The 21,858-nt window shown below is 52.8% G+C and carries 27 protein-coding genes; 7 read left to right on the forward strand and 20 right to left on the reverse strand.

The genetic code is table 11. The features are described 5' to 3' along the window. Positions 1 to 171: 171 nt before the first annotated feature. Complete coding sequence (locus QWV57_RS12815) at positions 172 to 306, forward strand: YqzM family protein (RefSeq protein WP_011231993.1); 135 nt, start codon at positions 172 to 174, stop codon at positions 304 to 306. Between the two features lie 70 nt (positions 307 to 376). On the opposite strand, the gene QWV57_RS12820 is transcribed toward QWV57_RS12815, so the two are convergent. The 3 genes from QWV57_RS12820 to QWV57_RS12830 form a co-directional block, all read right to left on the reverse strand. After that, positions 377 to 2,626 carry a DNA internalization-related competence protein ComEC/Rec2 gene (locus QWV57_RS12820; protein WP_020755681.1) on the reverse strand — a complete coding sequence of 750 codons (2,250 nt, stop codon included), beginning with the start codon at positions 2,624 to 2,626 and terminating at the stop codon, positions 377 to 379. Beyond that, complete coding sequence (locus tag QWV57_RS12825; RefSeq protein ID WP_020755680.1) at positions 2,623 to 3,093, reverse strand: ComE operon protein 2; 471 nt, start codon at positions 3,091 to 3,093, stop codon at positions 2,623 to 2,625. The genes QWV57_RS12820 and QWV57_RS12825 overlap by 4 nt, the downstream gene beginning before the upstream one ends. A 129-nt stretch (positions 3,094 to 3,222) precedes the next feature. Beyond that, positions 3,223 to 3,846, reverse strand: coding sequence for a helix-hairpin-helix domain-containing protein (locus tag QWV57_RS12830; protein WP_081132442.1), 624 nt, complete (start codon positions 3,844 to 3,846; stop codon positions 3,223 to 3,225). A gap of 103 nt (positions 3,847 to 3,949) precedes the next feature. On the opposite strand from QWV57_RS12830, the gene comER reads away from it, so the two are divergent. Both comER and QWV57_RS12840 read left to right on the forward strand, forming a co-directional pair. Continuing rightward, complete coding sequence (gene comER, locus QWV57_RS12835; protein WP_081132441.1) at positions 3,950 to 4,768, forward strand: late competence protein ComER; 819 nt, start codon at positions 3,950 to 3,952, stop codon at positions 4,766 to 4,768. Then, positions 4,765 to 5,085, forward strand: a complete 321-nt coding sequence (locus tag QWV57_RS12840) for a hypothetical protein (RefSeq protein WP_021322005.1) — start codon at positions 4,765 to 4,767, stop codon at positions 5,083 to 5,085. The genes comER and QWV57_RS12840 overlap by 4 nt, the downstream gene beginning before the upstream one ends. A 54-nt stretch (positions 5,086 to 5,139) precedes the next feature. Here the strand turns inward: QWV57_RS12840 and QWV57_RS12845 are convergent, their stop codons facing one another. The 8 genes from QWV57_RS12845 to QWV57_RS12880 are packed head-to-tail and all read right to left on the reverse strand — an operon-like array spanning position 5,140 to position 10,188. Beyond that, the gene (locus QWV57_RS12845; RefSeq protein ID WP_033006019.1) at positions 5,140 to 5,883 is read right to left on the reverse strand and encodes a class I SAM-dependent DNA methyltransferase; all 744 of its coding nucleotides are present in this window, start codon (positions 5,881 to 5,883) and stop codon (positions 5,140 to 5,142) included. Beyond that, complete coding sequence (gene rsfS / locus QWV57_RS12850) at positions 5,880 to 6,236, reverse strand: ribosome silencing factor (protein WP_013144688.1); 357 nt, start codon at positions 6,234 to 6,236, stop codon at positions 5,880 to 5,882. The genes QWV57_RS12845 and rsfS overlap by 4 nt, the downstream gene beginning before the upstream one ends. After that, positions 6,233 to 6,811 carry a bis(5'-nucleosyl)-tetraphosphatase (symmetrical) YqeK gene (gene yqeK, locus QWV57_RS12855; protein ID WP_301099947.1) on the reverse strand — a complete coding sequence of 193 codons (579 nt, stop codon included), beginning with the start codon at positions 6,809 to 6,811 and terminating at the stop codon, positions 6,233 to 6,235. The genes rsfS and yqeK overlap by 4 nt, the downstream gene beginning before the upstream one ends. Continuing rightward, positions 6,720 to 7,370 carry a nicotinate-nucleotide adenylyltransferase gene (locus QWV57_RS12860; RefSeq protein WP_301099948.1) on the reverse strand — a complete coding sequence of 217 codons (651 nt, stop codon included), beginning with the start codon at positions 7,368 to 7,370 and terminating at the stop codon, positions 6,720 to 6,722. The genes yqeK and QWV57_RS12860 overlap by 92 nt, the downstream gene beginning before the upstream one ends. 39 nt (positions 7,371 to 7,409) lie before the next feature. Beyond that, the gene (gene yhbY, locus QWV57_RS12865) at positions 7,410 to 7,703 is read right to left on the reverse strand and encodes a ribosome assembly RNA-binding protein YhbY (RefSeq protein WP_013524182.1); all 294 of its coding nucleotides are present in this window, start codon (positions 7,701 to 7,703) and stop codon (positions 7,410 to 7,412) included. Between the two features lie 3 nt (positions 7,704 to 7,706). Further along, entirely contained in the window at positions 7,707 to 8,537 is an 831-nt protein-coding gene (aroE, locus tag QWV57_RS12870; RefSeq protein ID WP_033006017.1) for a shikimate dehydrogenase, read from the reverse strand. 23 nt (positions 8,538 to 8,560) lie between these two features. After that, positions 8,561 to 9,670, reverse strand: coding sequence for a ribosome biogenesis GTPase YqeH (gene yqeH / locus QWV57_RS12875; RefSeq protein ID WP_033006028.1), 1,110 nt, complete (start codon positions 9,668 to 9,670; stop codon positions 8,561 to 8,563). Positions 9,671 to 9,672: 2 nt separating this feature from the next. Further along, positions 9,673 to 10,188 (reverse strand): YqeG family HAD IIIA-type phosphatase, encoded by a 516-nt coding sequence (locus QWV57_RS12880; RefSeq protein WP_013144682.1) that lies wholly within the window; start codon positions 10,186 to 10,188, stop codon positions 9,673 to 9,675. Positions 10,189 to 10,515: 327 nt separating this feature from the next. Between QWV57_RS12880 and QWV57_RS12885 the strand changes: the two genes are divergently transcribed. Beyond that, a complete protein-coding gene (locus QWV57_RS12885) occupies positions 10,516 to 10,656 on the forward strand; it encodes a sporulation histidine kinase inhibitor Sda (protein WP_008879941.1) in 141 nt (46 codons plus the stop codon). A 36-nt stretch (positions 10,657 to 10,692) separates the two neighbouring features. Here the strand turns inward: QWV57_RS12885 and QWV57_RS12890 are convergent, their stop codons facing one another. After that, positions 10,693 to 11,487, reverse strand: a complete 795-nt coding sequence (locus tag QWV57_RS12890; protein ID WP_013144681.1) for a phosphatidylserine decarboxylase — start codon at positions 11,485 to 11,487, stop codon at positions 10,693 to 10,695. Between the two features lie 123 nt (positions 11,488 to 11,610). On the opposite strand from QWV57_RS12890, the gene pssA reads away from it, so the two are divergent. The 3 genes from pssA to motB all read left to right on the forward strand — a co-directional run bounded on the left by pssA (position 11,611) and on the right by motB (position 13,903). Further along, complete coding sequence (gene pssA, locus QWV57_RS12895) at positions 11,611 to 12,150, forward strand: CDP-diacylglycerol--serine O-phosphatidyltransferase (RefSeq protein WP_013144680.1); 540 nt, start codon at positions 11,611 to 11,613, stop codon at positions 12,148 to 12,150. 174 nt (positions 12,151 to 12,324) lie between these two features. Then, on the forward strand, positions 12,325 to 13,116 hold the full coding sequence (gene motA / locus QWV57_RS12900) for a flagellar motor stator protein MotA (protein ID WP_020755664.1): 792 nt from the start codon (positions 12,325 to 12,327) through the stop codon (positions 13,114 to 13,116). Further along, positions 13,109 to 13,903 (forward strand): flagellar motor protein MotB, encoded by a 795-nt coding sequence (gene motB / locus QWV57_RS12905; RefSeq protein WP_020755663.1) that lies wholly within the window; start codon positions 13,109 to 13,111, stop codon positions 13,901 to 13,903. Before motA ends, motB begins: the two co-directional genes overlap by 8 nt. A 132-nt stretch (positions 13,904 to 14,035) precedes the next feature. On the opposite strand, the gene ytvI is transcribed toward motB, so the two are convergent. The 8 genes from ytvI to QWV57_RS12945 all read right to left on the reverse strand — a co-directional run bounded on the left by ytvI (position 14,036) and on the right by QWV57_RS12945 (position 21,725). Continuing rightward, a complete protein-coding gene (gene ytvI, locus QWV57_RS12910; protein ID WP_020755662.1) occupies positions 14,036 to 15,061 on the reverse strand; it encodes a sporulation integral membrane protein YtvI in 1,026 nt (341 codons plus the stop codon). A gap of 80 nt (positions 15,062 to 15,141) precedes the next feature. Further along, positions 15,142 to 15,753 (reverse strand): undecaprenyl phosphate transporter UptA, encoded by a 612-nt coding sequence (gene uptA, locus QWV57_RS12915; protein WP_020755661.1) that lies wholly within the window; start codon positions 15,751 to 15,753, stop codon positions 15,142 to 15,144. A gap of 371 nt (positions 15,754 to 16,124) precedes the next feature. Then, the gene (locus tag QWV57_RS12920; RefSeq protein WP_081212561.1) at positions 16,125 to 17,393 is read right to left on the reverse strand and encodes a cation:dicarboxylate symporter family transporter; all 1,269 of its coding nucleotides are present in this window, start codon (positions 17,391 to 17,393) and stop codon (positions 16,125 to 16,127) included. Between the two features lie 197 nt (positions 17,394 to 17,590). Next, positions 17,591 to 18,304, reverse strand: coding sequence for an RNA polymerase sporulation sigma factor SigK (gene sigK, locus QWV57_RS12925; RefSeq protein WP_011232013.1), 714 nt, complete (start codon positions 18,302 to 18,304; stop codon positions 17,591 to 17,593). A gap of 531 nt (positions 18,305 to 18,835) precedes the next feature. After that, entirely contained in the window at positions 18,836 to 18,979 is a 144-nt protein-coding gene (locus tag QWV57_RS12930) for a YrzI family small protein (protein WP_013144673.1), read from the reverse strand. Positions 18,980 to 19,354: 375 nt separating this feature from the next. Beyond that, complete coding sequence (locus QWV57_RS12935; RefSeq protein ID WP_011232017.1) at positions 19,355 to 19,603, reverse strand: YrhC family protein; 249 nt, start codon at positions 19,601 to 19,603, stop codon at positions 19,355 to 19,357. 62 nt (positions 19,604 to 19,665) lie between these two features. Next, positions 19,666 to 20,799 (reverse strand): bifunctional cystathionine gamma-lyase/homocysteine desulfhydrase, encoded by a 1,134-nt coding sequence (locus tag QWV57_RS12940; RefSeq protein ID WP_021322001.1) that lies wholly within the window; start codon positions 20,797 to 20,799, stop codon positions 19,666 to 19,668. A gap of 2 nt (positions 20,800 to 20,801) precedes the next feature. After that, positions 20,802 to 21,725: a PLP-dependent cysteine synthase family protein gene (locus tag QWV57_RS12945; protein ID WP_011232019.1), complete on the reverse strand. Its 924-nt coding sequence runs from the start codon at positions 21,723 to 21,725 to the stop codon at positions 20,802 to 20,804. Positions 21,726 to 21,858: the final 133 nt, after the last annotated feature.

Consider the following 21,858-nt stretch of genomic DNA (forward strand, 5'->3'; position numbering starts at 1 on the left):
AGCCTATAAGTCCTAGGACCTTATTGGCCAGCGGGTTATTTTTATGTTTTCCCAGCTGTTTGAAAGTATTTGTGTCAACTGTTGTCAAGGAAGGAAAAGAAGCGAGCGGCGGTAGATTTTTCGCGCGTTTTCGTCTATACTAAAAATGATTGAACGAGGAGGGGGAAAACGATGAACGTATTTGAAAAGGAAGTGCAAAGCCAACGAAATGACGCCGTCGATTCCGCCGTCGGATTCATCGTGTCGTTCGGCTTTTTCGCTACCATGTTCATCATCGCCACATTGATCGAATTTTTCGGTCGATAAGGATTGCTTACATAAGCAATCCTTATTTTTTGTTTTGGCTGAAACGTTCCGTTTTTTTGTGCACTACATCTTATGGTTTCATCACCTGAAAGGTTCCACCGTTTTCGTCATACACATAGCAAATGGCCCCGTTTTCATCCGTCCGCCAAATGATCGCCCGTTGTTGCCCAAGCCGCATAAGCACCTCGGGGGACGGATGCCCGTAGCGATTGTAGCGGCCGACGGAAATGATGGCCGCTCGCGGCTTGACCGTCCGCAAAAACGGCTCTGTTGTCGACGTTTTGCTGCCGTGGTGGGCGACTTTCAATACATCGACACGCAGCGTCGGATAAGCGCGGATGAGCGCCTGTTCCGCCTCTTCCTCGATATCCGCAGCAAACAGCCATGTCAAGCGGCCGAGGCGGGCGAGCAATACAAGCGAGCCGTTATTATCCTCATTGTTTCCCGCCTCCGGGTGCAATACGGAAAACGCGGCATCCCCCACCTTCCACCGATCCCCCCGCACGCTGGCGGCCACCGGCACGGAAAACGGGCGCGCCATCGCCTTGACGGCCGGCAGCGCTCCTGGGCTTGTGACAATCTTCTTAACGCGCACGGCTGCCATCACCTCGGGAGCAGACCCGATATGGTCGGCATCATCGTGCGTCAAAATCAGCTGATCAAGCGTCCTCACCCCTTGGGCTTTTAAAAACGGCACGACAACGTCGCGGCCGACAGAAAACGGACGCGACCGCTTGCGCCACGGTTCGCGCGCCCATTCCGGCGTCCCGCCCGTGTCAATGAGATAGACTGCTTTGCGATGCGGAAGCTCAATATAAATGCAGTCTCCTTGTCCAACATCCAATATCGTTACTTCTCCCTTTGGATTCATATACGGAGAAGCCATATGCAGCGCCGTCGCCGCCGCCACCGCTGTCAATCCGCGGATCAGGCGGCCGCGTTCCCAATCCAAAAACGCCGCCGCGATGGCTGTCAGATAACCAGCTAAGCACCACGGCCCCGGACGGCCGAGCACAAGCATAAACGAGTAATCGACCGAGAAAAAATGGACAACCGCATCCGTCAGCTCAATGAGACGGCTAAACAGCCAAATGAGCGGAGAAAAGGGAAAAACTGCGGATAGAAAAGCGAGTGGCAAGATGACAAATGAATACCAAGGGACAAAGAAGACATTGAGTCCTACGCTCCAAACAGAAACTTCATAAAAATGGTAAAGCAAAACCGGCAGCGCGGCAAGCTGAGCGGCGAGCGCGGTCTGAAACAAGTTTTGGAGCATCGAACGAGCAGAGGCGAGCACCGATACATGGGCGAGAAGGGCAAACGTGACAAGAAACGATAGTTGAAAACCGACATCCCAAACCATATAGGGGTCAAAGACGAGCAGGGCAAGCGCTGTCCAACTCAACGCATCCAGCGGATGGATCCTTCCTTTTTTCCACTGGATGGCCAACACAATCATCCCGGTCGCACAAGCGCGCAGCACCGACGGCGAAGCGCCGGCGAGCACCGCATACATAGGCAAGAAAACGAGCAAAGCAAGCACGGCCGCTTCGCGCGTCACAAACCGAATGGCAGCGGCCAACGCAGCACTGACAAGCAGGGTGACATGGCCGCCGGAAATGGCCAACAAATGGATGATCCCGAGCTGCTGGTAACCGCTAATCACTTCCTCGTCCAACGAGCGGCGTTCGCCATAAATGAGCGCAGCGGCGATGCCGGCCGCTTCCGGCGGAAACCGGGCTTCAATGCGGCGGACGCCAGCCTCGCGAATGGCTTCAAGCCGTTCGATGATGGCGGGACGGACGCGCACGCAAGCAGAAAGATCGATCGCCTCAGGGAGAAAGAGCCAATGAATGCGGTGGCGGCGCAAATAAAGGCGGTAATCAAACGCATACGGATTGCCAGCTGGCATGGGGCGCTCGAGCGTTCCCTTTAGCCGGCACACGACCCCAGGCATGAGGTGCGCACGCAGCGCTTCTTTTTCCGCAGCCGTCCGAATGATGTAACGGAGCTGCACCCGCTCCTTGCCAGCTTGCACCGCCGCCTGCAATCGATCGCCGTCGATCGCCGGCGCGGCGGAAAAACGAACGGAAAGCGAATGACGGCCGCCGGAAAGGGAAGTTTTGTTATGATGATCAATGATGAGAAAATAGACAAAAAAGAAGAGAGCTGCAACGAGAGCAGGAAGGAAACAGTGCGGCCGGCGGATGAAAAGAAGAAGGAGATACACAACGAGGAGAAGACAGGCGGTTTGGGACGGCGAGGCCGCCGCGACGGCCAAAAGCGCCGCCGCGGCGGGATAGACGGCTTGTCCCTTCATGCTTCACCTCCGCCGCTGGCAAGAAAGGCAAACACATCCGTTTTCAGCGGCACTTGCACGAGCCGGACGCCAGCTTGAGCAAACAGCTCCAAGGCGTACGGGTGGTTTTTGTAGTCTTGGGCGTAATAGACAGCGCGGATGCCGCTTTGAATGATCGCCTTGCAACAATGCAAGCACGGAAAATGGGTGACATACATCTCGGCCCCCTCGGTCGGGACGCCGAACTTGGCGCATTGCAAAATGGCATTCATTTCCGCATGGATCGTCCGTACACAATGGCCGTCAATCACGTAGCACCCTTCATCGGTGCAATGGGCGCCGCCGGCGATCGAGCCGTTGTACCCGCCGGCGATGATGCGCTTATCGCGCACAATCGTCGCTCCGACGGCGAGCCTTGTGCACGTGCTGCGCAGCGCGAGCAAATGGCTTTGCGCCATAAAGTATTGATCCCATGTGATGCGTTCCATTTTCCATCCCTCCGCTCGTTTCCATGCTTTTAGTCTACCCGCCGCCTCCTTCCCCCGTCAACGCCGAAAAACGTCTGCAACAGCCTTGATCCGCCCATAAACGAGAATCATTGCGCTCCCCCGCCTCGCTTACGGCACAAGCAAATACGGCTTCAATTTCTCCAGCGTTTTTTCGCCAATTCCGGTTACATTCAACAAATCCTCCACCCGCCGAAACGGCCCGTGTTCTTCGCGATAGGCGATGATCGCTTTTGCCTTCGCCGGTCCGATGCCGGGAAGCTGCATCAATTCCTCTTCCGTCGCCATATTGACCGCCACTTGCGTCCCGTCCCGAGCCCCATCGTTCAGAGACGTAAAAGTGGCATTTGACGCCGCTGCGGCCTCGCCTTTTTTCGGCACGTAAATCATCATTTCATCGCGCACTTTTGCCGCCAGATTGACTTTCGTTTCATCCGCCTCGTCCGTCAATCCACCGGCGAGGGCGATGACATCGCGAACGCGGGCGTCCGCCGCCACCTCGTACACTCCTGGTTTCGCGACCGCCCCTTTCACATCCACCACAGCGGTTTTTGACGCCTCGTCCTTTTTTTCTTCCGTCCGGGAGGCATCCGTTTCAGCCGCCGCCGGCAAGACGACTTGCCCCTTTTCATCCGTCGGATGACGAAACACCCATAACCCCGCCGCCGCAGCAAACAACAAGAACATCCCTACTTTCCCATACCGTTTGCCAAGCTCCTGCACATGCTCCCACATACGATCCCATCCTTTCCATCTCAAGTCATAAACCGAGCCTTTTTCTCATACATATCGAAAAAGAGAGTTCCGGCAAACCAAAACCGGGAGGGGGGGACGACACATGAACATCGGCGTCATCGGCACGGGGAATATGGGCACCATCTTAATCGAAGCGTTCCTCGACTCCGGCGCCGTGAAAGCGGATCAGCTCGTCATCACGAACCGCACGCTTGCAAAAGCGTTTGCCATACAACGCACATATCCCGGCATCACGGTGGCTGCCAACGCGGCTGAAGTCGTCAAACAATCCAGTCTCGTTTTTTTATGCGTCAAGCCACTCGACATCCATCCATTATTGCAGCAACTGGCCCCGCACTGGACAAGGGAGCATTGCCTTGTGTCGATCACAAGCCCGATCAGCGTAAAACAGCTTGAAGCAGCCGTCCCTTGCCAAGTCGTGCGCGCCATTCCGAGCATTGCAAACCGGGCGCTCTCCGGCAGCATCCTTGTCACCTTCGGATCACGCTGTTCGACCGCCTGCCGGCAAACGATCGATGATCTTCTCCGGCGCATCGCCTCGCCGGTGTACATCGACGAGGCCATCACCCGCGTCGCCTCCGACATCTCAAGCTGCGGCCCGGCGTTTTTCAGCTATTTGCTTCAGCGCTTCATCGACGCCGCAGCGGCCAAAACCGCCATCACGAAGGAACAGGCGACGATGCTGGCGACCGATATGATCATCGGTCTTGGGGAACTGCTCAAGCGGAATCTGTACACATTGCCAACGTTGCAGGAAAAAGTATGCGTCAAAGGCGGCATTACCGGGGAAGGAATCGCTGTGTTGGAACAACGAATGAACGGCGTCTTTGAAGAAGTGCTGGCGAAAACACATGAGAAGTTTAAAGAAGATGTGGAGAAGGTGAAGCAACAGTTTCCTTGATTGATTTTCATTTGACAAGCAGCAGCGAAAATCCTGCTTCGTTCGACAAAAAAATGGACCCCAGCTTGTACGGCTGGGGTTTTCATATTTACGGATTTTTCGTTGGATTCCATCGTCGTTCAACCTTTCAGCTGTTGCTTGTTTTTATCTATATTGTTTCGATCCTCATTCGGCTATTGAGCCGGGCACAAGATTTCTTCCAATTACGTTTGGTTGACATTACACTCGTTTCAATCCTCAGCCAGCTATTAAGCCGGATGCAAAACGATAGAGCATTTTCCCTGCATGATTTTATGTTTCAACCAAAATCTCCCTAAATCTTCCTCATCCACGTTTCTTTTTATGATTTATGATTTCTCGCTCTTCGCCCCTCACCGCTTCCGCGCGACGAAAAACAACCGCTCCGCCGTCTCGGTCGGGGGCGCATTGGTGAAATCGGCGGTCACCTCGAGCACCTCAAAGCCAGCGGAATCGAGCCATCGCTCATAGACAGCGCGCTCGAACGTGCGCTGTTCATGCCATTCGTCATAGCGCTCATAAAGATCGCCGCGGCGGACGAAAAACGTCAGTTCGTGCCCGACGCTGTGCGGCCAGTCAAGCGGATGGCACGTCCATATGTAGCTGAGGTCGTCATCCTGGTCCGCAAACACGGCGTCGCGGAACAGGACGTCCATTTTGTAGACCGAATGGACATCAAACAAAAGCAGCCCGCCGCCGCCAAGGGCGCGGGAGACGGCGGCGAACGTCCGCTTCACATCCTCTTCATCCGTTAAATAGTTGAGAGCATCGCAAAACAGGAAGGCGCCATCGAGATCAGAAAACCCGTCGAGCTCCGCCATGTTTTGTTCGAAAAACGGCACCTCCACTCCCGCCGCTTCGGCTTTCGCCTGGGCGACGGCGAGCATATGTTCAGAGAGATCAACGCCGGATACTTGCCATCCGGCCTTGGCAAGGCGGATGGCAAGCTCTCCCGTCCCGCAGCCGATGTCAATGACCCGTCTCCCCGGCCGTTTGGTGTATTGGGCGAATGCCCGTTCCACAAACGATTGCCATGCATCATACGGCGCCTCGGCCATGAGCGCATCGTACCAATCGGCGAAACGAGCATAGGTCATGGCTGCAGCACAGCCGCGACGTCTTCCGTCGGGGCGTCCCCCCAAAGCCGTTCGAGGTTGTAATACTCGCGCTCCTCTTTGGCAAAAACATGCACAACGATGTCGCCCAAATCGACAAGCACCCATTTCGCCTCCTGGAATCCTTCAACCCTCTTCACCGCTAAGCCGTGTTCTTCCGCTTGGTCTTGAATTTCGCGGGCGATGGCCTGCACTTGTTTGTCCGAATTGCCATGGCAAATGACAAAATAATCGGCGACAAGCGAAATGCCTTTCATGTTCAAGACGACAATGTTTTCCGCCTTTTTATCATCCGCCGCGCGGACGACAAGCTGCAACGCCTCTTGTTCCGTCACTGTTTTGCTTCCCCCTTCACTTCACGCATGAGTGAATTGTACGCATGAATCGTATCTGGATAAATGAGCTGGCGCTTCTCAAGCAAAAACGCGATCGTATTTTTCACCGCCTGCAACAGCGCCCGGTTGAGGTCTTCTTCCGCCAAGCGCCGTACGTCGTCAACGCCCGGGAAGCGGCGCCCTGGTTCCATATAGTCGGCCAAATAAATAATTTTTTCAAGCACCGTCATTCCAGCCCTTCCCGACGTATGGTAGCGAATGGCATCCAGCACCTCTGGATCGTTGATGCCGACTTCTGTCTGCACCAAATAGGCGCCAACGGGCGCATGCCATAGCTCACTGTTGTAAGCAAGCAAATCGTTGGGCATATTTTGCGCCAAAATGATTTGTTTCATTTCCTCGACCGGACGGAATTTGGCATAGTCGTGGAAAATCGCTGCCAGTTCCGCCTTTTTCGCGTCGGCGCCGTATTGCTTGGCGAGCTTAACGGCGGTCTCGACAACGCCAAGCGTATGCTCGTAGCGCTGCTCGGTCAGCTGTTGTTTCACGATCAGTAACGCCTGTTCTCGCTCCATATAGCCCCTTCTCCTCAATATAAAGTCTGACGCCTTCCGGTACAAGATAGCGAATCGTCTGTCCGTTCCGCACCCGCTCGCGGATGAGCGAGGAAGAAACAGCAAACTGCGGCGCCTCAACTTCGATGACCGGATACGGCGTTTCCATGGAAAACCCCGGCCGCTTGACGCCAACAAACGTCACCAACTCGATGAGCTCATCGATGCGGTGCCAATTCGGCAAATATTCGACCATATCGGCGCCGATGATGAAATAAAATTCGTCATCAGGATGCATCGCGACAAGCTGCCGGATCGTGTCGTACGTATACGAAGGCCCTTCCCGCTCGAGTTCGATCGTCTCAATATGAAAGCGCGGATGGCCAGCCACCGCCAACTCGAGCATGCGCAGCCGATCCTCGCTTTTCGTCACTTGTTCGTGCTGCTTATGGGGAGGAATGCGGTTGGGCAGAAACCAAATTTCTGACAACTGAAGGGCGTCAAGCACTTCATTCGCCATGAGCAAATGACCGTAATGAGGCGGATCAAACGTGCCGCCGAAAACCCCGATTTTTCCCATCTTCTTTCCTCCCGCCGCCTGCCGTGGCTGCTCCCATTGTCAATCAGGCAGAACGATTTGTTTATGCTCCTTCGATTCTTTGTATAAGACGATCGTATTGCCGATCACTTGCACGACTTCCGCCCCCGTTCCAGCCGCGAGCTGCTCGGCGACGGCGTGGCGGTCTTCTTCGCAGTTTTGCAACACGCTCACTTTCAACAGCTCGCGCGCTTCGAGCGCCGCCGCAATTTGTTCGGTCATCGCTTCCGTCACGCCGCCTTTGCCGACTTGAAAAATCGGTTTCAAATGATGGGCTTGAGCGCGCAAAAACCGTTTTTGTTTTCCCGTTAGCATATGTTACCTCCTTAACGCTTCGATGACAAGCTGTTTCATCCGGTTGACATCCGGCCATTGGCCGGTCCACTTTTCGAACGCCAGCACCCCTTGGTATACGAGCATGCCGACGCCGTTTTGCACACGGGCGCCGCGGGCTTTCGCTTCTTTCAGCCATTTTGTTTCCAGTGGATTGTAAATAATATCGGAAACGATCACCCCTGGCCGCAGCCGTTCAAGAGAAAGTGGCTGCACCTCGACACGCGGATGCATGCCGACAGAAGTGGTATTGATAATAATATCGTATTCGTCAAGCCGCGTTTCCGCCTCGGCGAGCGAAAAATACGCCGAGCGGCCATCCCCCCCTTCGCGGACGAGCCGCTCCGCTTTTTCCACCGTCCGGTTGGCCATATCGATGCGCTCGGCTGCCGTCGACAGCAACGAAAAGTAAATGCCGCGCGCCCCGCCGCCAGCGCCGATCACCAAAATCCGCTTGCCGTCGAGACTGACGTCCATTTCCTCCTCGAGCGCCTTGACGTAGCCAGGTCCGTCCGTATTATAGCCGACGAGCCGGCCGTTGTCGTTGACGATCGTATTGACCGCCCCGATGCGGCGCGCCTGCTCGTCCACTTCGTCCAAAAACGGAATGACCGCCAGTTTGTGCGGAATCGTCACGTTCACCCCGGCGATGCCGAGCGCCCGCACGCCAGCGATCGCCGCACCGACTTGCCCCGGTTCGACGGAAAACAAATGATAGCGCGCCGGAATGCCCAAACGGGCGAATGCATCATTATGCATGAGCGGCGACAGCGAGTGCTCGACGGGAAACCCAATCAACCCGTATACCTTTTCCACGTTTCTCCTCCTCCCGCTTTCCATTAAATCAACGATTGACGGATAAATACGTCGACCCCTTTTGGAGCATGGACGACAAGCTGAGCACCCAGGTCGTTGCACGTCACCCAGCCGAGTCCGGAAAAGACGATGTCTGTCTTCCGCTCTTTGACAGACAGCGAGCGCGGCACAAGCGGCGGAAATTCAGCGGCATAGCGTTTGTTTGGCGGCGACAGCAAATCGCCAAGCTGATTGGCATAAAGGGAGTCGGCTTTTTCCAACTTTGTCCGATGAACCGTCAACTCATTGGCCATGTAGCAGACGAACGAGCGGCGCCCGCCTTTGATGTAATCGAGGCGGGCCAAGCCTCCGAAAAAGAGCGTCTGCCCTTCGTTGAGCTGATAAACGCGCGGATGGATTTCCCGCTTCGGCGTAATGATCTTCAAATCGCGCGCATCAACAAAGTGCGCCATTTGGTGATGGTTGATGATCCCCGGCGTATCATACAGCGTCGCTCCACCCTCAAGCGGAATTTCGATCATATCGAGTGTCGTCCCCGGGAAATATGACGTGGTAATCACATTCCCTTTGCCGGTCGCCTCTTCAATGATCCGATTGATGAACGTCGACTTGCCGACATTCGTGCAGCCGACGACGTAGACATCGCCGCCCTCACGGTAGCGGTTGATCGCTTCCATCACCTTCGCCATGCCAATTCCTTTCGCTGCGCTGACAAGGCAGACGTCAACCGGACAGAGCCCGAGCTCTTCCGCCATGCGGCGCATCCAGCGCAGCAGCTTCGGGTATTTGACCGACCGCGGCAATAAATCCGCCTTGTTGCCGACAAGCAAAATCGGATTATCGGCCGCAAACCGCGGCAAGCCAGGAATCCAGCTGCCGTTGAAATCGAAAATGTCGACGATGTTGACGACAAGCGCCTTCGATTCCCCGATGCGGTGCAGCATGTTTAAAAAATCGCTGTCATCAAGCGGCACGTCTTGCACTTCGTTGTAATGTTTCAAGCGGAAGCAGCGCTGGCAAATGATTTCTTCCTCGTCTTTTTCGAGCACGCTTTTCGGCGCATAGCCCGCCTTTTTCGGATCGTCAAACTGAATGGCCGCTCCGCAGCCGATGCAACGCAGTTGTGGCTCCACGATCATTCCTCCCAGTAAATCATCCCTTTTTTGCGCATCACCTTTAAAATTCTCCGCTCCATTTTTCGATTGAAACGCGTCCATAATCCGTCCGTCTGGGCGACCGGGACGACTAAAATCGTGTTTAGTCCGAGCCGGTTGCCCCCAAGCACATCCGTCAGCAACTGATCGCCGATGACGACGACTTCCTCTTTCTTAAGCTCCATCATCTTTAATGCCTGCAAAAACGCGCGTGTCAGCGGTTTGCGCGCTTCAAAGATGAACGGGATGCCAAGCGGCTCCGCAAACGACTGCACGCGTTGTTGATTATTATTCGATACGATGACGACCTTAATGCCCGCCTGCTTCATCGCATCAAACCATGCGGCCAGCTCCGGGGTGGCGCTCGGCCGATCCCATTCAACAAGCGTATTGTCCAAATCAGTGATGATCCCTTTGACCCCTTTTTGTTTCAGCTCATCCGGAGTAATGTCGATCACACGCTTGGCAAACTGGCTTGGCAAAAAGTAGTGAAGCATGCCGGACACCCGCCTTTCCATTTGCTTTTCCCATCATAGCGAATTTTAACGTTTGTTTCAAAACAAAGTTTACCGATGATAAATAGAAAAAACTTTCGACAAATTTCGCGACTGTCCATCTTGTGGATAACTGTTGCCCACATTATACACAAGCTAGTCATCACACTTCCTGCGTTTTATAAACATGTTTTCCACATGTTATCCACCACCTTCTGTGGATAACAGAACGGTTGTTCTCTCTCCCAAGTCATGGTACATTGTAAGTAACCTACCATTATATGTATGACATGTTTGGCATATTCCATCCAAAAAAGGAGGACACCCCCGATGAAACATTTGTCCGACGAGTTGTTGATCGAGTCGTACTTCAAGGCGAAAGAGCTCAATCTCAGCCCGGAATTCATTGAGTTGATTGAAAAAGAAATCCAGCGCCGTTCATTGACTCACAAAATTAAGCTGTCCTCATAAGAGAAGGCCTTCGGGCTTTTTTTGTTTCCGACAGCCTTAGTGCTCGTGCGCCTCGCACCAATAGCCGAGCCGCTCGCCGACTTTGATCGGCATGGGCGCAGCAATGCGCGGGTCAGGGGCGAAACTTCCGCGTTCAAACAGCAAGACGACCGTTGAACCGAACGAAAAATACGCCATTTCCTCTCCTTTGACAAGCTGCTCACTCTCATGGGTCAATTCAATGCTGTTGACGAACATGGCGCCGATTTTCACGATCGCCAAGCGCTTGCCGCCGGCTGTGACCTCGGTGATGAGGCGGTAATTTTTCTCGAGCGGCCGACGCCCATATTTTAAGCCAAGACGATTGACCGGATACGACTTGCGGCCGAGCGCCCACTGCTTTTCGATCACTCCAGATATTGGGCTGTGGATGCGGTGATAATGGCTCGGGCTTAAATACAGAATAAAAAAGAACCCGTTCACATACGGTTGTGCCGCTTCAACGCTGCCGAGCATTTCCGCAATGGAATACGGCTTTCCCTTGACGATCATTTCACAGTTTTCTCGAATCGTGCCCATGTCTTCAATGACAGCGTCGACCGGGCTGACGACCGTATGCTCATCAGCGTCGACCGGCCTCACCCCGGCCTTCAGCCGGCGGATGAACAGTTGCTGCAACGTCTTATAATTTTTTAGGCTTTTTTCCATTTCGTCTTGGTTAATATGATAAATTTTTGCATACGATGATATCAATAGACCGCTGAGGCGCGATTTGGCAAACGAAGCGAGCAGCTTTGAAGAAAGCGAGTGATTGGTCAGCTCGATGAACAAACGATAAAGCCATTTTCGCAAGCACGTTCCCTCCAGTAGCGCAACATCGCCATTCGTTACTACCTTCCATATTACCGCCAAAATGAGTATAATGGTAGTAGAATTTTCTTTTGGCGTTTTCTGTTGGAAAAGGAGTGGAGAAACTTGTTCTTATCGGATTATTTAGACTATACCTTAAAAAAGCTGAAAGCCAATGCAGCAAACATTTTGACGATGACCAACTTGTCGCTTGGCGGCTTTTCCGTCCTGGCTACGCTGAAAGGGCAGCTTCATATGAGCGTGCTGCTCGTTTTTTTAGCAGCGTTTGTCGATCGCTTTGACGGCGCTGTGGCGCGCAAGATGAACATTGAATCCGAACTTGGCAAGCAGCTCGATTCGATGAGCGACATCGTCTCCTTCGGCGTCGCTCCCGCCTTGCTGATGTATCAGGGGTTGTTCTATGAATTCGGCGCGCCGGGGGCAGTGTTCACCATCTTGTATATCGCCTGCGGCGCCTTCCGCCTCGCACGCTTCAACATCACAGAAAACAACGGCTACTTCGCGGGGTTGCCGATCACCGCCGCCGGGGTGCTGATGACGCTCGGTTATTTAGCCATCCCGTACTTTCCGCCACAATCGTTTATGTTTTTAGCGCTCATTTTATCGTTTTTAATGGTCGGCACGTTTAAACTGAAAAAAATATGATGATCACCGGAGCTGCCCTTTCCGTCAGCCTAATGGAGCGGGCGGCTTTTTCCCTTTCATGTCACACCTTTTTCCCTTTTCAACCTCCTTTATTCAGTATATGATAAATATGGTTTCTTTATCAAAACGCCTCATGGCGTAGATCGTTCGTATGGAAAAAGCGGGGGGATTCATTTGGACAAAACATCGATCATCGGCATCATCCTTGGCGTCATTGCCGTCGGGTTGGGCATGTACTTTAAGGGCGTTTCGCCTGCTGTATTGATCAATCCGGCCGCCATCCTCATCATTCTCGTCGGCACGGCGGCAGCGGTCATTATCGCGTTTCCAATGAAGGAAATAAAAAAAGTGCCAAAATTGTTCAAAATCATTTTTACTGAACCGCCCACACCGTCGATCGACGAGCTCATTCCACTGTTCGTTGACTGGGCCAACATCGCCCGCCGCGAAGGGCTTCTGGCGCTTGAGGCGAAATTGAACGACATTGACGACCCGTTTTTGCGCAACGGGCTCAGCATGGCCATCGATGGGCAAACGCAAGAGTTCATCCGCGATGTCATGACAGAGGAAATCGTTGCCATGGAAGAGCGCCACGAAGCGAATGCCGCGATTTTTTCCCAAGCAGGCACGTACGCGCCGACGCTCGGGGTGCTTGGGGCCGTCATCGGCCTGATTGCCGCCCTTGGCAATATGGAAAACATCGCCGAGCTCGGCAAGGCGATCAGCGCCGCTTTTGTCGCCACAATGCTCGGCATTTTCACCGGCTATGTGCTTTGGCATCCGTTTGCCAACAAACTGCGGCGGAAATCGAAGGAAGAGGCGCGCGTGCGCTACATCATGGTTGAAGGGGTGCTGTCCATTTTGGAAGGACAAGCCCCGCGCATGATCGAACAAAAACTCGCCTCATACTTGCCGGAAAGCGAGCGGCAGCAGGCGCTGACACAAGGGGAAACGGCCAATGGCTAAGAAAAAAAAGAGCAGCCACGAAGAGCATATGAGCGAATCATGGCTGATTCCGTACGCAGATTTGTTGACATTGCTGCTCGCACTATTCATCGTTTTGTTTGCAAGCAGCCAAATCGACCAAAAGAAGTTTCAAGAAATTGCGCGCGCCTTCAGCACCGCCTTTGCCGGCGGAACGGGTGTTTTTGATTTTCAAAGCCCCATTGAACCAATCACGCCGCCTGCAGAAGACGAAAAAGGACGGCAGCAATATCAACAGCAACAGTCTCAGAATCCTCCTTCGTCTATAAACGAAGGAGAAAAAGAAGAGCTGAAACAAATCCAAGCGAAAATTGACAGCTATATTCATCAAAAACACTTGACAGGGAAATTGCAGACATCATTGACGGACGAAGGGCTCGCGATTACCATTTTGGATGATATTTTATTCGACTCCGGCAGCGCCGAAGTGCGCATGAAAGACCGGCGTCTTGCGGCGGAAATCTCCGCTTTGCTCGTCATGAACCCGCCGCGCAACATCATGATCAGCGGCCATACGGACAACGTGCCGATCCATAATGAGAAATTTGCTTCCAACTGGGAGCTGAGCGTCATGCGCGCCGTCAATTTCATGAAAGTGCTGCTTGAAAACAAGCAACTCGACCCGCGCTATTTCAGCGCTAAAGGGTATGGCGAATACAAGCCGATCGCCTCCAACGCCACCGCTGCCGGGCGGATGAAAAACCGGCGCGTCGAAATTTTAATTTTGCCGCGCACCGACGTCAATGATTCGTCCACATCCACTCAGTGACCGCCGCGCCTTCAGCGGGCGGTTTTCTTTAGCCGTCGCTTTGCCAAAACTCTCTTTTCCATGTCCAAACAGAAAAACCGGCGGTTCGCCGGTTTTTCCTCCTTCGTCCGCAAAGACCTTTATTCGAAAAAATCAAAGCTTGATCGTCCATTTAATGACTCCGGCTTTGGCAAGCGCCTCAACCAAAATGACAACGACCGGCCCGACGAACAACCCGATAAAGCCAAGCAGCTGAAACCCCAGATAGACGCTGACGAGCGCGGCGAGCGGGGAAATGCCCAAATTGGTGGAAAACACTTTCGGCTCAATGATCCGGCGCACGACGGTGATGACGACAAACAGCACGATGAGCCCGATGCCAAGCGTATTGTTGCCGTTCGCCATGCTGATGAGCCCCCACGGAACAAGCACGGAACCCGTTCCTAAAATCGGCAAAATATCAACGACGACGATGACCAGCGCCATCAACGCCGCATAGTCGACCCCCAACACGAAAAGGCCAGCCAGCGCGAGGAAAAACGTAATTAAACTAAGCAAAAACTGCGCTTTTAAAAAGCCGATCCCCGCTTTGCTCAGCTGGGCGACGACCATCCCAAGCCGCTGTTCGGTCCGTTCGGACAAATAGCGGCGCATGCCTTGCTTCAGCTGCGGCAAATCGAGGCAAATGAGAAACAGTGCGATCAAATACACTAAAAAATGAATCAAAAACGCCGGAATGGCGGCAATATAATGGACGAGCGACTGCGTCAAGTTGGTCGCAAACGACAAAAGCATTTGCTCGACGGTATTGACGCCGCGTTCAAGCGAATCGATGATTTCCTGCGGAATGGAGCTGGAATACGACTGCCACGTTTGAATGAGGCGGTCGAGCACTTTCGTCGCTTCGTTTAGCACATAAGGCAGTTTTTGCGAGAGCGCCATCACTTGTTGCACAAAAATCACGACTAGAAAGTAAAGGGAAAGCCCAAGAATGATGATGAACAATGAAAAAATCACCGTGACGGCGTGCGCGCGCTTCAGCTTATAGTTTTCTTGCAATCGGCGGATGGACGGCTCGAGCAAAAGCGCGGTCGCAAGTGCGAAAAGAAGAGGCACGCTGTATGGCACAAGCCATAGCCCCACAGCGAATAGCAACGCAATGATCATCCAACGTTTCACGTTCGTCCCTCATTTTTCATAAAAATTTAGCCAAAAGATGGTTCATGTATAAATATAGCCGACAGCATGCGGACGGGCAACTATTTCATGCGCTCGTTTTCATCTGCAGCGCGGCGTCGTCGTTGCCAAACGATGTAAATCACCGCCACCGCCACCGCCGCTGCAATAGCCGGTCGGACGTATGGCGCCGCCATCTCGTCAATTTGCCGCCATCGTTGGCCAAGCTGCTCTCCCAACCAAATAAACAAGATGGACCATGGGATGATGGCCAACACCGTGTAAATCGTAAACGGCAACCACTTCATCCGCGCAATGCCGGCGGGGATCGAAATCGCATGGCGGACAACGGGGATAAACCGGGCGCTGAAAATGACGCCGGGGCCAAATTTCGCAAACCAGCGTTCCGCCACATCCAAATGTTTTTTCTGGATCAATACATATTTCCCATACTGATCTAGAAACGGCCGTCCGCCATAGTAGCCCATCCAATACAAAAACAACTGCGCCACCGTGCCGCCTATTGTCCCAGCTGCCACGGCCCCAGCAAATGAGACATCCCCCCGCGCTACCAAATAACCGGCATAAGCCAACACGATCTCGCTGGGGATCACTTCCACCATCAAGGCGAGAGCGATGCCGACATAGCCTAAACTGGTCAAAAAGGAAAACATCGATTGAATGACTTCGTGCACCGTTTTTCCTCCTTGTCTTTCGCTTCCTTGTCCATTTTTTCATTATACTATACGTTCCTTGCCAACAAAACGGGAAAAGCGGCTGATCATTCAGCCGCTTTCACGAGTGTCGATGATCATCTATATAGATGCAATTTAAAGCTTTAACATTTTTCGTCTTTGCCGGTCATTGCATCCGACTGTCGAGTGACCGAACAGCGCCGCTTCCAGACCCATGAATGGGTCTGTGAAGCGGCGTTGTTCGGTCTTCCGTCACGCTAAGGCGTGACGGAGGCAAGCCACACGCTTGCCGACTACGGCAGAAAAGCTAGGAATAGGACGATGTCAACTGGTTTTTAATGGTTAATCAACACATCTGAGCCACTTTTTTCTTAGGCGCTTTGCTGCTGCAACTCAGCGATGTATTGTTTTCCTTGTTCTTCGTTATATTGCCCTTCCCATTTCGACATCACAACCGCCGCCAGCGAGTTGCCGATGACGTTGACCACTGTGCGCGCCATGTCCAAAAGACGGTCGATGCCGGCGATAAACGCCAATCCTTCAACTGGAATGCCAACTGTGCCAAGCGTTGCCAATAAGACGACAAACGATACGCCTGGGACACCGGCAATCCCTTTGGACGTCACCATTAAAACGAGCACAAGCGAGATTTGCTGTGAAATCGGCATGTCGATGCCGTACAGTTGAGCGATAAAGACAGCCGCCAGCGCCTGATACAGCGTCGACCCATCCAAGTTGAACGAATAGCCGGTCGGAACGACAAAGGATGTTACAGCCTTCGAACAACCGAATTTCTCCATTTTTTCCATAACCTTAGGCAACACGGTTTCCGAGCTCGACGTGCTATAGGCAAGCACTAATTCATCCTTTAAGATTTTTATAATATGGAAAATATTTGTATTTACCAATTTGGCCACAGCGCCAAGCACCACCAACACGAAGAATGCCATGACCGCATAAACGAGCACAACAAGTTTGCTGAGCGGAAGGAGCGAAGCGACGCCGAATTTCGACACCGTCACGCCGATTAGGGCGAAAACGCCAAACGGCGCAAACTTCATCACTTGGTTCGTCACATAAAACATCGCTTCCGCCGTGCCTTGGAAAAAGCGAAGCACCGGTTTCCCTTTTTCACCGATCGCGGCTACGCCCAACCCGAACATCACCGAGAAGAAGATGATCGGCAGCATATTCCCGGTCGACAGCGCTTCAAACACGTTTTTCGGCACGATGTTGACAAATGTTTCAACCATCGAATGGTGCTGCACTTCGTTCGTCGTATCGACATACGACTGGATATCCGTTTTCTCAAGCGACTTCATATTGACGCCGACGCCTGGTTGGAAAATGTTCGCTGCCAAGAGGCCGACGATAATGGCAATCGTCGTAATGATCTCAAAATAAAGGATCGTTTTGCCGCCCAACTTTCCGAGCTTTTTCACATCACCGACGTTGGCAACGCCGACAATCAAGCTCGAGACGACGATCGGGATGACGATCATCTTAATTAAACGGAGAAAAACATCTCCGATCGGCTGCAAATACGTCGCTACTTTAGGGCTTCCGTAAAAAATGGCCCCAACCATAATCCCGAGAATAAGGCCGATGAAAATTTGCCATGCCAAGCCGATCTTGCGCATGATGCTTTTTCGCCTCCTTTAGACAAATTTAGACAAAAGACGACAAAATTATTTTACTTTTAAAAATAAAATCTGTCAATATTTTTGATTGAAATCGCTTCATCAAAGGATATAAATGAAAGAATTCAGTTTTTTAAAATAATTTCTATTCTTCCACTACTGAAAAAGCGGGTCGCTGCACCAGCAACCCGCTTTTGTTATGACCGCCGTTTTTCTTTTTCCTGCCGATAAAATTCGTGAAACATTTTCATTAATGCCCGTTTTTCAATGCGCGAGACATAGCTTCTCGAGATGCCGAGCTCTTTGGCGATTTCACGCTGTGTTTTTTCCCGTTGCCGACCGAGGCCAAAGCGATTGATGATCACCTCTTTTTCCCGCTCATCAAGCACGCTGATATATTGCTTGACTTGTTCGAGCTCCATGTTCAAGTGGATTTCATCGGCGATGTCTTCGCCTTCGGCTTTTAAAATATCAAGCAGGCTGATTTCGTTTCCTTCTTTGTCCTGGCCGATTGGCTCATGCAACGAGACGTCTTTGCGCGTTTTTTTTAATGAACGCAGGTGCATCAGGATTTCGTTCTCGATACATCGAGCCGCATACGTCGCCAGCTTCGTTCCTTTGCCCGGCGAATAGCTTTCAATCGCCTTGATCAAGCCGATTGTGCCAATGGAGATTAAATCCTCGACCTCTTCTCCCGTATTTTCAAACTTTTTCACAATGTGGGCAACAAGGCGCAAGTTGTGTTCGATGAGCCGGTTGCGGGCTTGCTCGTCGCCTTTTGCCATCAGCGCCAAATACTTTTCCTCTTCTTGAGCGCTTAACGGCTGGGGAAACGCATTGTTTTTAATATACGAGACAAGAAACGTCAGCTCTTTCAACAGAAACGTAAACGCCGTGAAAATGCCGGACATGCTCTCACCCCCGCCTGCTGTCATCGGCGGAAACCGCCTATCGTTATGTATATGCAGGGGCGATGTTGTCCGTGTCTTGACGACAAAAATAGACCGGCCCGAAATGAGCCGGCAATGACCTGACCAATCAAAAACGATTGTCACCAACGTTCTGCTGATGCGGTCCGCCTGCTTATCCCCCTCCCGATGCAGAAGAACCGCCGTTACGCTTTGGCCTCAACGCTGACTTCCGCGGCGACAACAAGCGCAATCGACGCGGTAATGATGATCGACATGACAATGGCGAACATCCCCGTTCCCTCCTTGACCTTCTCTTCTAGATGTTATTTTATCAAAGAAGACAAGGAACGCTTTCGCCTTATTTTGAACAATTCGTGAAATTCGACCGTCAACAACAGCACACGGAGCACCCATCGCATCCCTTTAGACTGAGTCAAGTGGAGTCTCCCCTTTGCTTCATCCACGTCACAAGCCATACGAGTACAATGGACATAAATCTTCTCCCCTTTCATCCTTCATTGCTGGAAATGTTTAAAACAATCGTTGATGGAAAAAGCATTTGCGGTCAACAAGCTCCTCCTCGGCTGCACGGGCGAACCGCTCCTCTTCGATGTTCCGCTGCCGCGGCTTTCTCCGCTCAATCGTGATCGTGATAAAAAACAAATGGATCGTCATGCCTCCCCACCTCCTTTCCATGCAAAAAAACCGCAGAAGGAAAGCGCTTCTGCGGCTCAGTGTGCAAAAAGGCCGCAGAAAGCGAGACTACTCCCCTTCTGCGGCCTGATCGCTGTTTTTCGTCATCGGTGCACGTTCATTCCCGGTCGGCGGAAGGTCGAATAGCCGTTTGATAGAATGGATGCATTACTGTTGTCCACATCATCATTGTCATTGTCTTCGACCTCCCTTTGGAAATGATGCTACGTAGGCAATTATATCCAAAATTATTTCCATTGTAAACCGTTTTTTTGCAAAATAGGCAAAAAGCTTGCTTTCCCTTGAACGCCAGCATGGTGGCTAAACAAAAACCCGCCTTTCGGCCAAAAGGCAGGTTTACGGTTCGAACCGCTTTTCTTCTTCCTCAAGACGGCGGGCATAGCGGGCGGCTTGGCGCAAACAGGAAAGCGACGCGGTAAAACAGACGGCGACTGCCAATAGGGCGAACGGCTTTTTCGCTGTCTCAACCGCTCCTGGGATGATCGTTCCGAAATAGAGAAACGCTCCAAACGCGAACAAGACGAGGCTGTATGTTTTAAAGTCGCCCGCCTTGGCCCGCAGCTCGTTTCGTTGCTGCTCGTTCAAGCCCGATCCCTCCTCTCCCCTTTCACTGTATCATACATGGACGGAAGGGGGGAGCGGCAATTTCAGCCAAGCGCTTGCGCCAAATCGTCAAGCAGATCGTTGACATCTTCAAGCCCGACCGACAAACGGATCAGGCCGTCGGTAATGCCGAGCTGTTCGCGCCGTTCCTTCGGGATGGAGGCGTGCGTCATTTTCCCTGGCAACGAAATTAAACTTTCGACCGCCCCTAAGCTTTCGGCAAGCGTAAAGTAGCGCACGCGCGACAGCACGTTCTCGGCGCGCTCCAAGCTGCCGACATCAAACGAAATCATGCCGCCAAATCCGCGCATTTGCTTTTTCGCCAACTCGTGGTTCGGATGATCCGGAAGCCCGGGGTAATAGACGCGCTTGACCGCCTTGTGTTCAGCCAAAAAAACAGCGATTTGGCGCGCATTTTCTTCATGTTCCTCCATCCGCACGGCGAGCGTTTTCATCCCGCGCATCAATAGCCATGAATCTTGCGGCCCGAGCACGCCGCCGGTTGAATTTTGCACGTAATGGAGCCGTTCGGCAAGCTCCGGCGTGCGGACAACCGCCAACCCAGCGACGACGTCGCTATGGCCGCCTAAATATTTCGTCGCGCTATGGATGACGATATCGGCGCCAAGCTCAAGCGGCGTCTGAAAGTACGGAGTGGAAAACGTGTTATCGACGATCAATAGCAGCCCATGCGCACGGGCAATGGCGGCGGCGGCTTGCAAGTCAGTGATTTTCAACAGCGGGTTCGTCGGCGTTTCGATATAGATGGCTTTCGTATTCGGCCGGATGTGCGCCTCGATGTTGGCGACATCGCTCGTATCGACGAACGTCGCCTCAAGCCCGAACCGATTCAGCACGTTCGTCATGACGCGATACGTGCCGCCGTAGACATCGTCAGTGAGCACCAGATGGTCGCCGCTTTGAAACAACATCATGACGGCCGTAATGGCCGCCATACCGGAAGCGAACGCAAAGCCGGCTTCGCCGCCCTCGAGATCGGCGATCAGCTTCTCAAGCGCCGCGCGCGTCGGGTTGCCGGTGCGCGAGTATTCAAACCCTTTATGCTTTCCAACTTCTTCTTGCTTATACGTACTCACTTGATAAATCGGGACCGACACCGCTCCCGTATGCGGATCCCCCGGAATGCCGCCATGAATGAGCATTGTTTTCCGCCTCATCGTTACCTCCCACCTTCATAAATGTGTTTGCTTAAATAGCGTTCGCTCCCGTCCGGAAAAATGACGACGATATTCGTCCCTGGCTTTGCCTTCTCTGCTTCCATCAAGGCGGCATGAAACGCGGCGCCAGACGAACTGCCGACCAAAAGCCCCTCCTGTCTTGCGAGTTCGCTGACGCGCCGGAACGCGTCATCGTCCGCGATCGTGTAGATGGCATCAAAATAATCCGGATCCATAAACGGCGGCAAAAACTCCATGCCGATCCCTTCCGTCCGATGCGGACCCGGCTTGCCGCCGCCTAAAATCGAGCCTTCCGGTTCCACGATGACCGTTTTAATGGCCGGGTTTTTTTCTTTTAAAAACGTCGCTGTCCCCATAAACGTGCCGCCGGAGCCGGCGCCGGCGACAAAAATGTCGATCTGTCCGTCCAAATCGTCCCACAGCTCCGGACCGAGCGTCTTGTAATACGTCCTTGGGTTAGCCGGGTTTTGGAACTGCTGGGGGCAATAGGCCCCTGGAATCGTGCGGGCGAGCTCCTCCGCTTTGCGGATGGCCCCTTCCATTCCCTCTTCAGTCGGTGTATGAACGATTTGCGCCCCGAGCGCCTTCATCAGCTGTTGCTTTTCGATGCTGAATTTTTCCGGCACACAAAAAATGATGTTCACGTTTTTGCCGATCGCTGCCAGCGCCAGACCGATGCCGGTGTTGCCGGCCGTCGGCTCGATGATCGTGCCCCCCTCTTTCAGTTTTCCTGATGCAAACGCCTCGCGCAACAGCTCTTGTCCGAGCCGGTCTTTAATGCTTCCGCCAGGGTTGAAGTATTCAAGCTTGGCGAACAGCCGAACGCCTTCCGGGAGGGGGAAGCGCGTAATTTCGACAACCGGCGTATGGCCGATCAACTCATGGATGCTTTTTGCTACGCGCATACAAGTCACTCCGTTTCTTCACGCTCAGTTTAGCAGCAAAACGGCGGTGTTTTGTTGTCTATATATATAAGTTGAAACTTTGTTTTACATCCAGTAGAGCGCCCGCCGCATTCTACCAAACTGACTTGTATGA

The sequence above is a fragment of the Geobacillus zalihae genome, assembly GCF_030414215.1.
Classification (GTDB): Bacteria; Bacillota; Bacilli; order Bacillales; family Anoxybacillaceae; genus Geobacillus; species Geobacillus zalihae.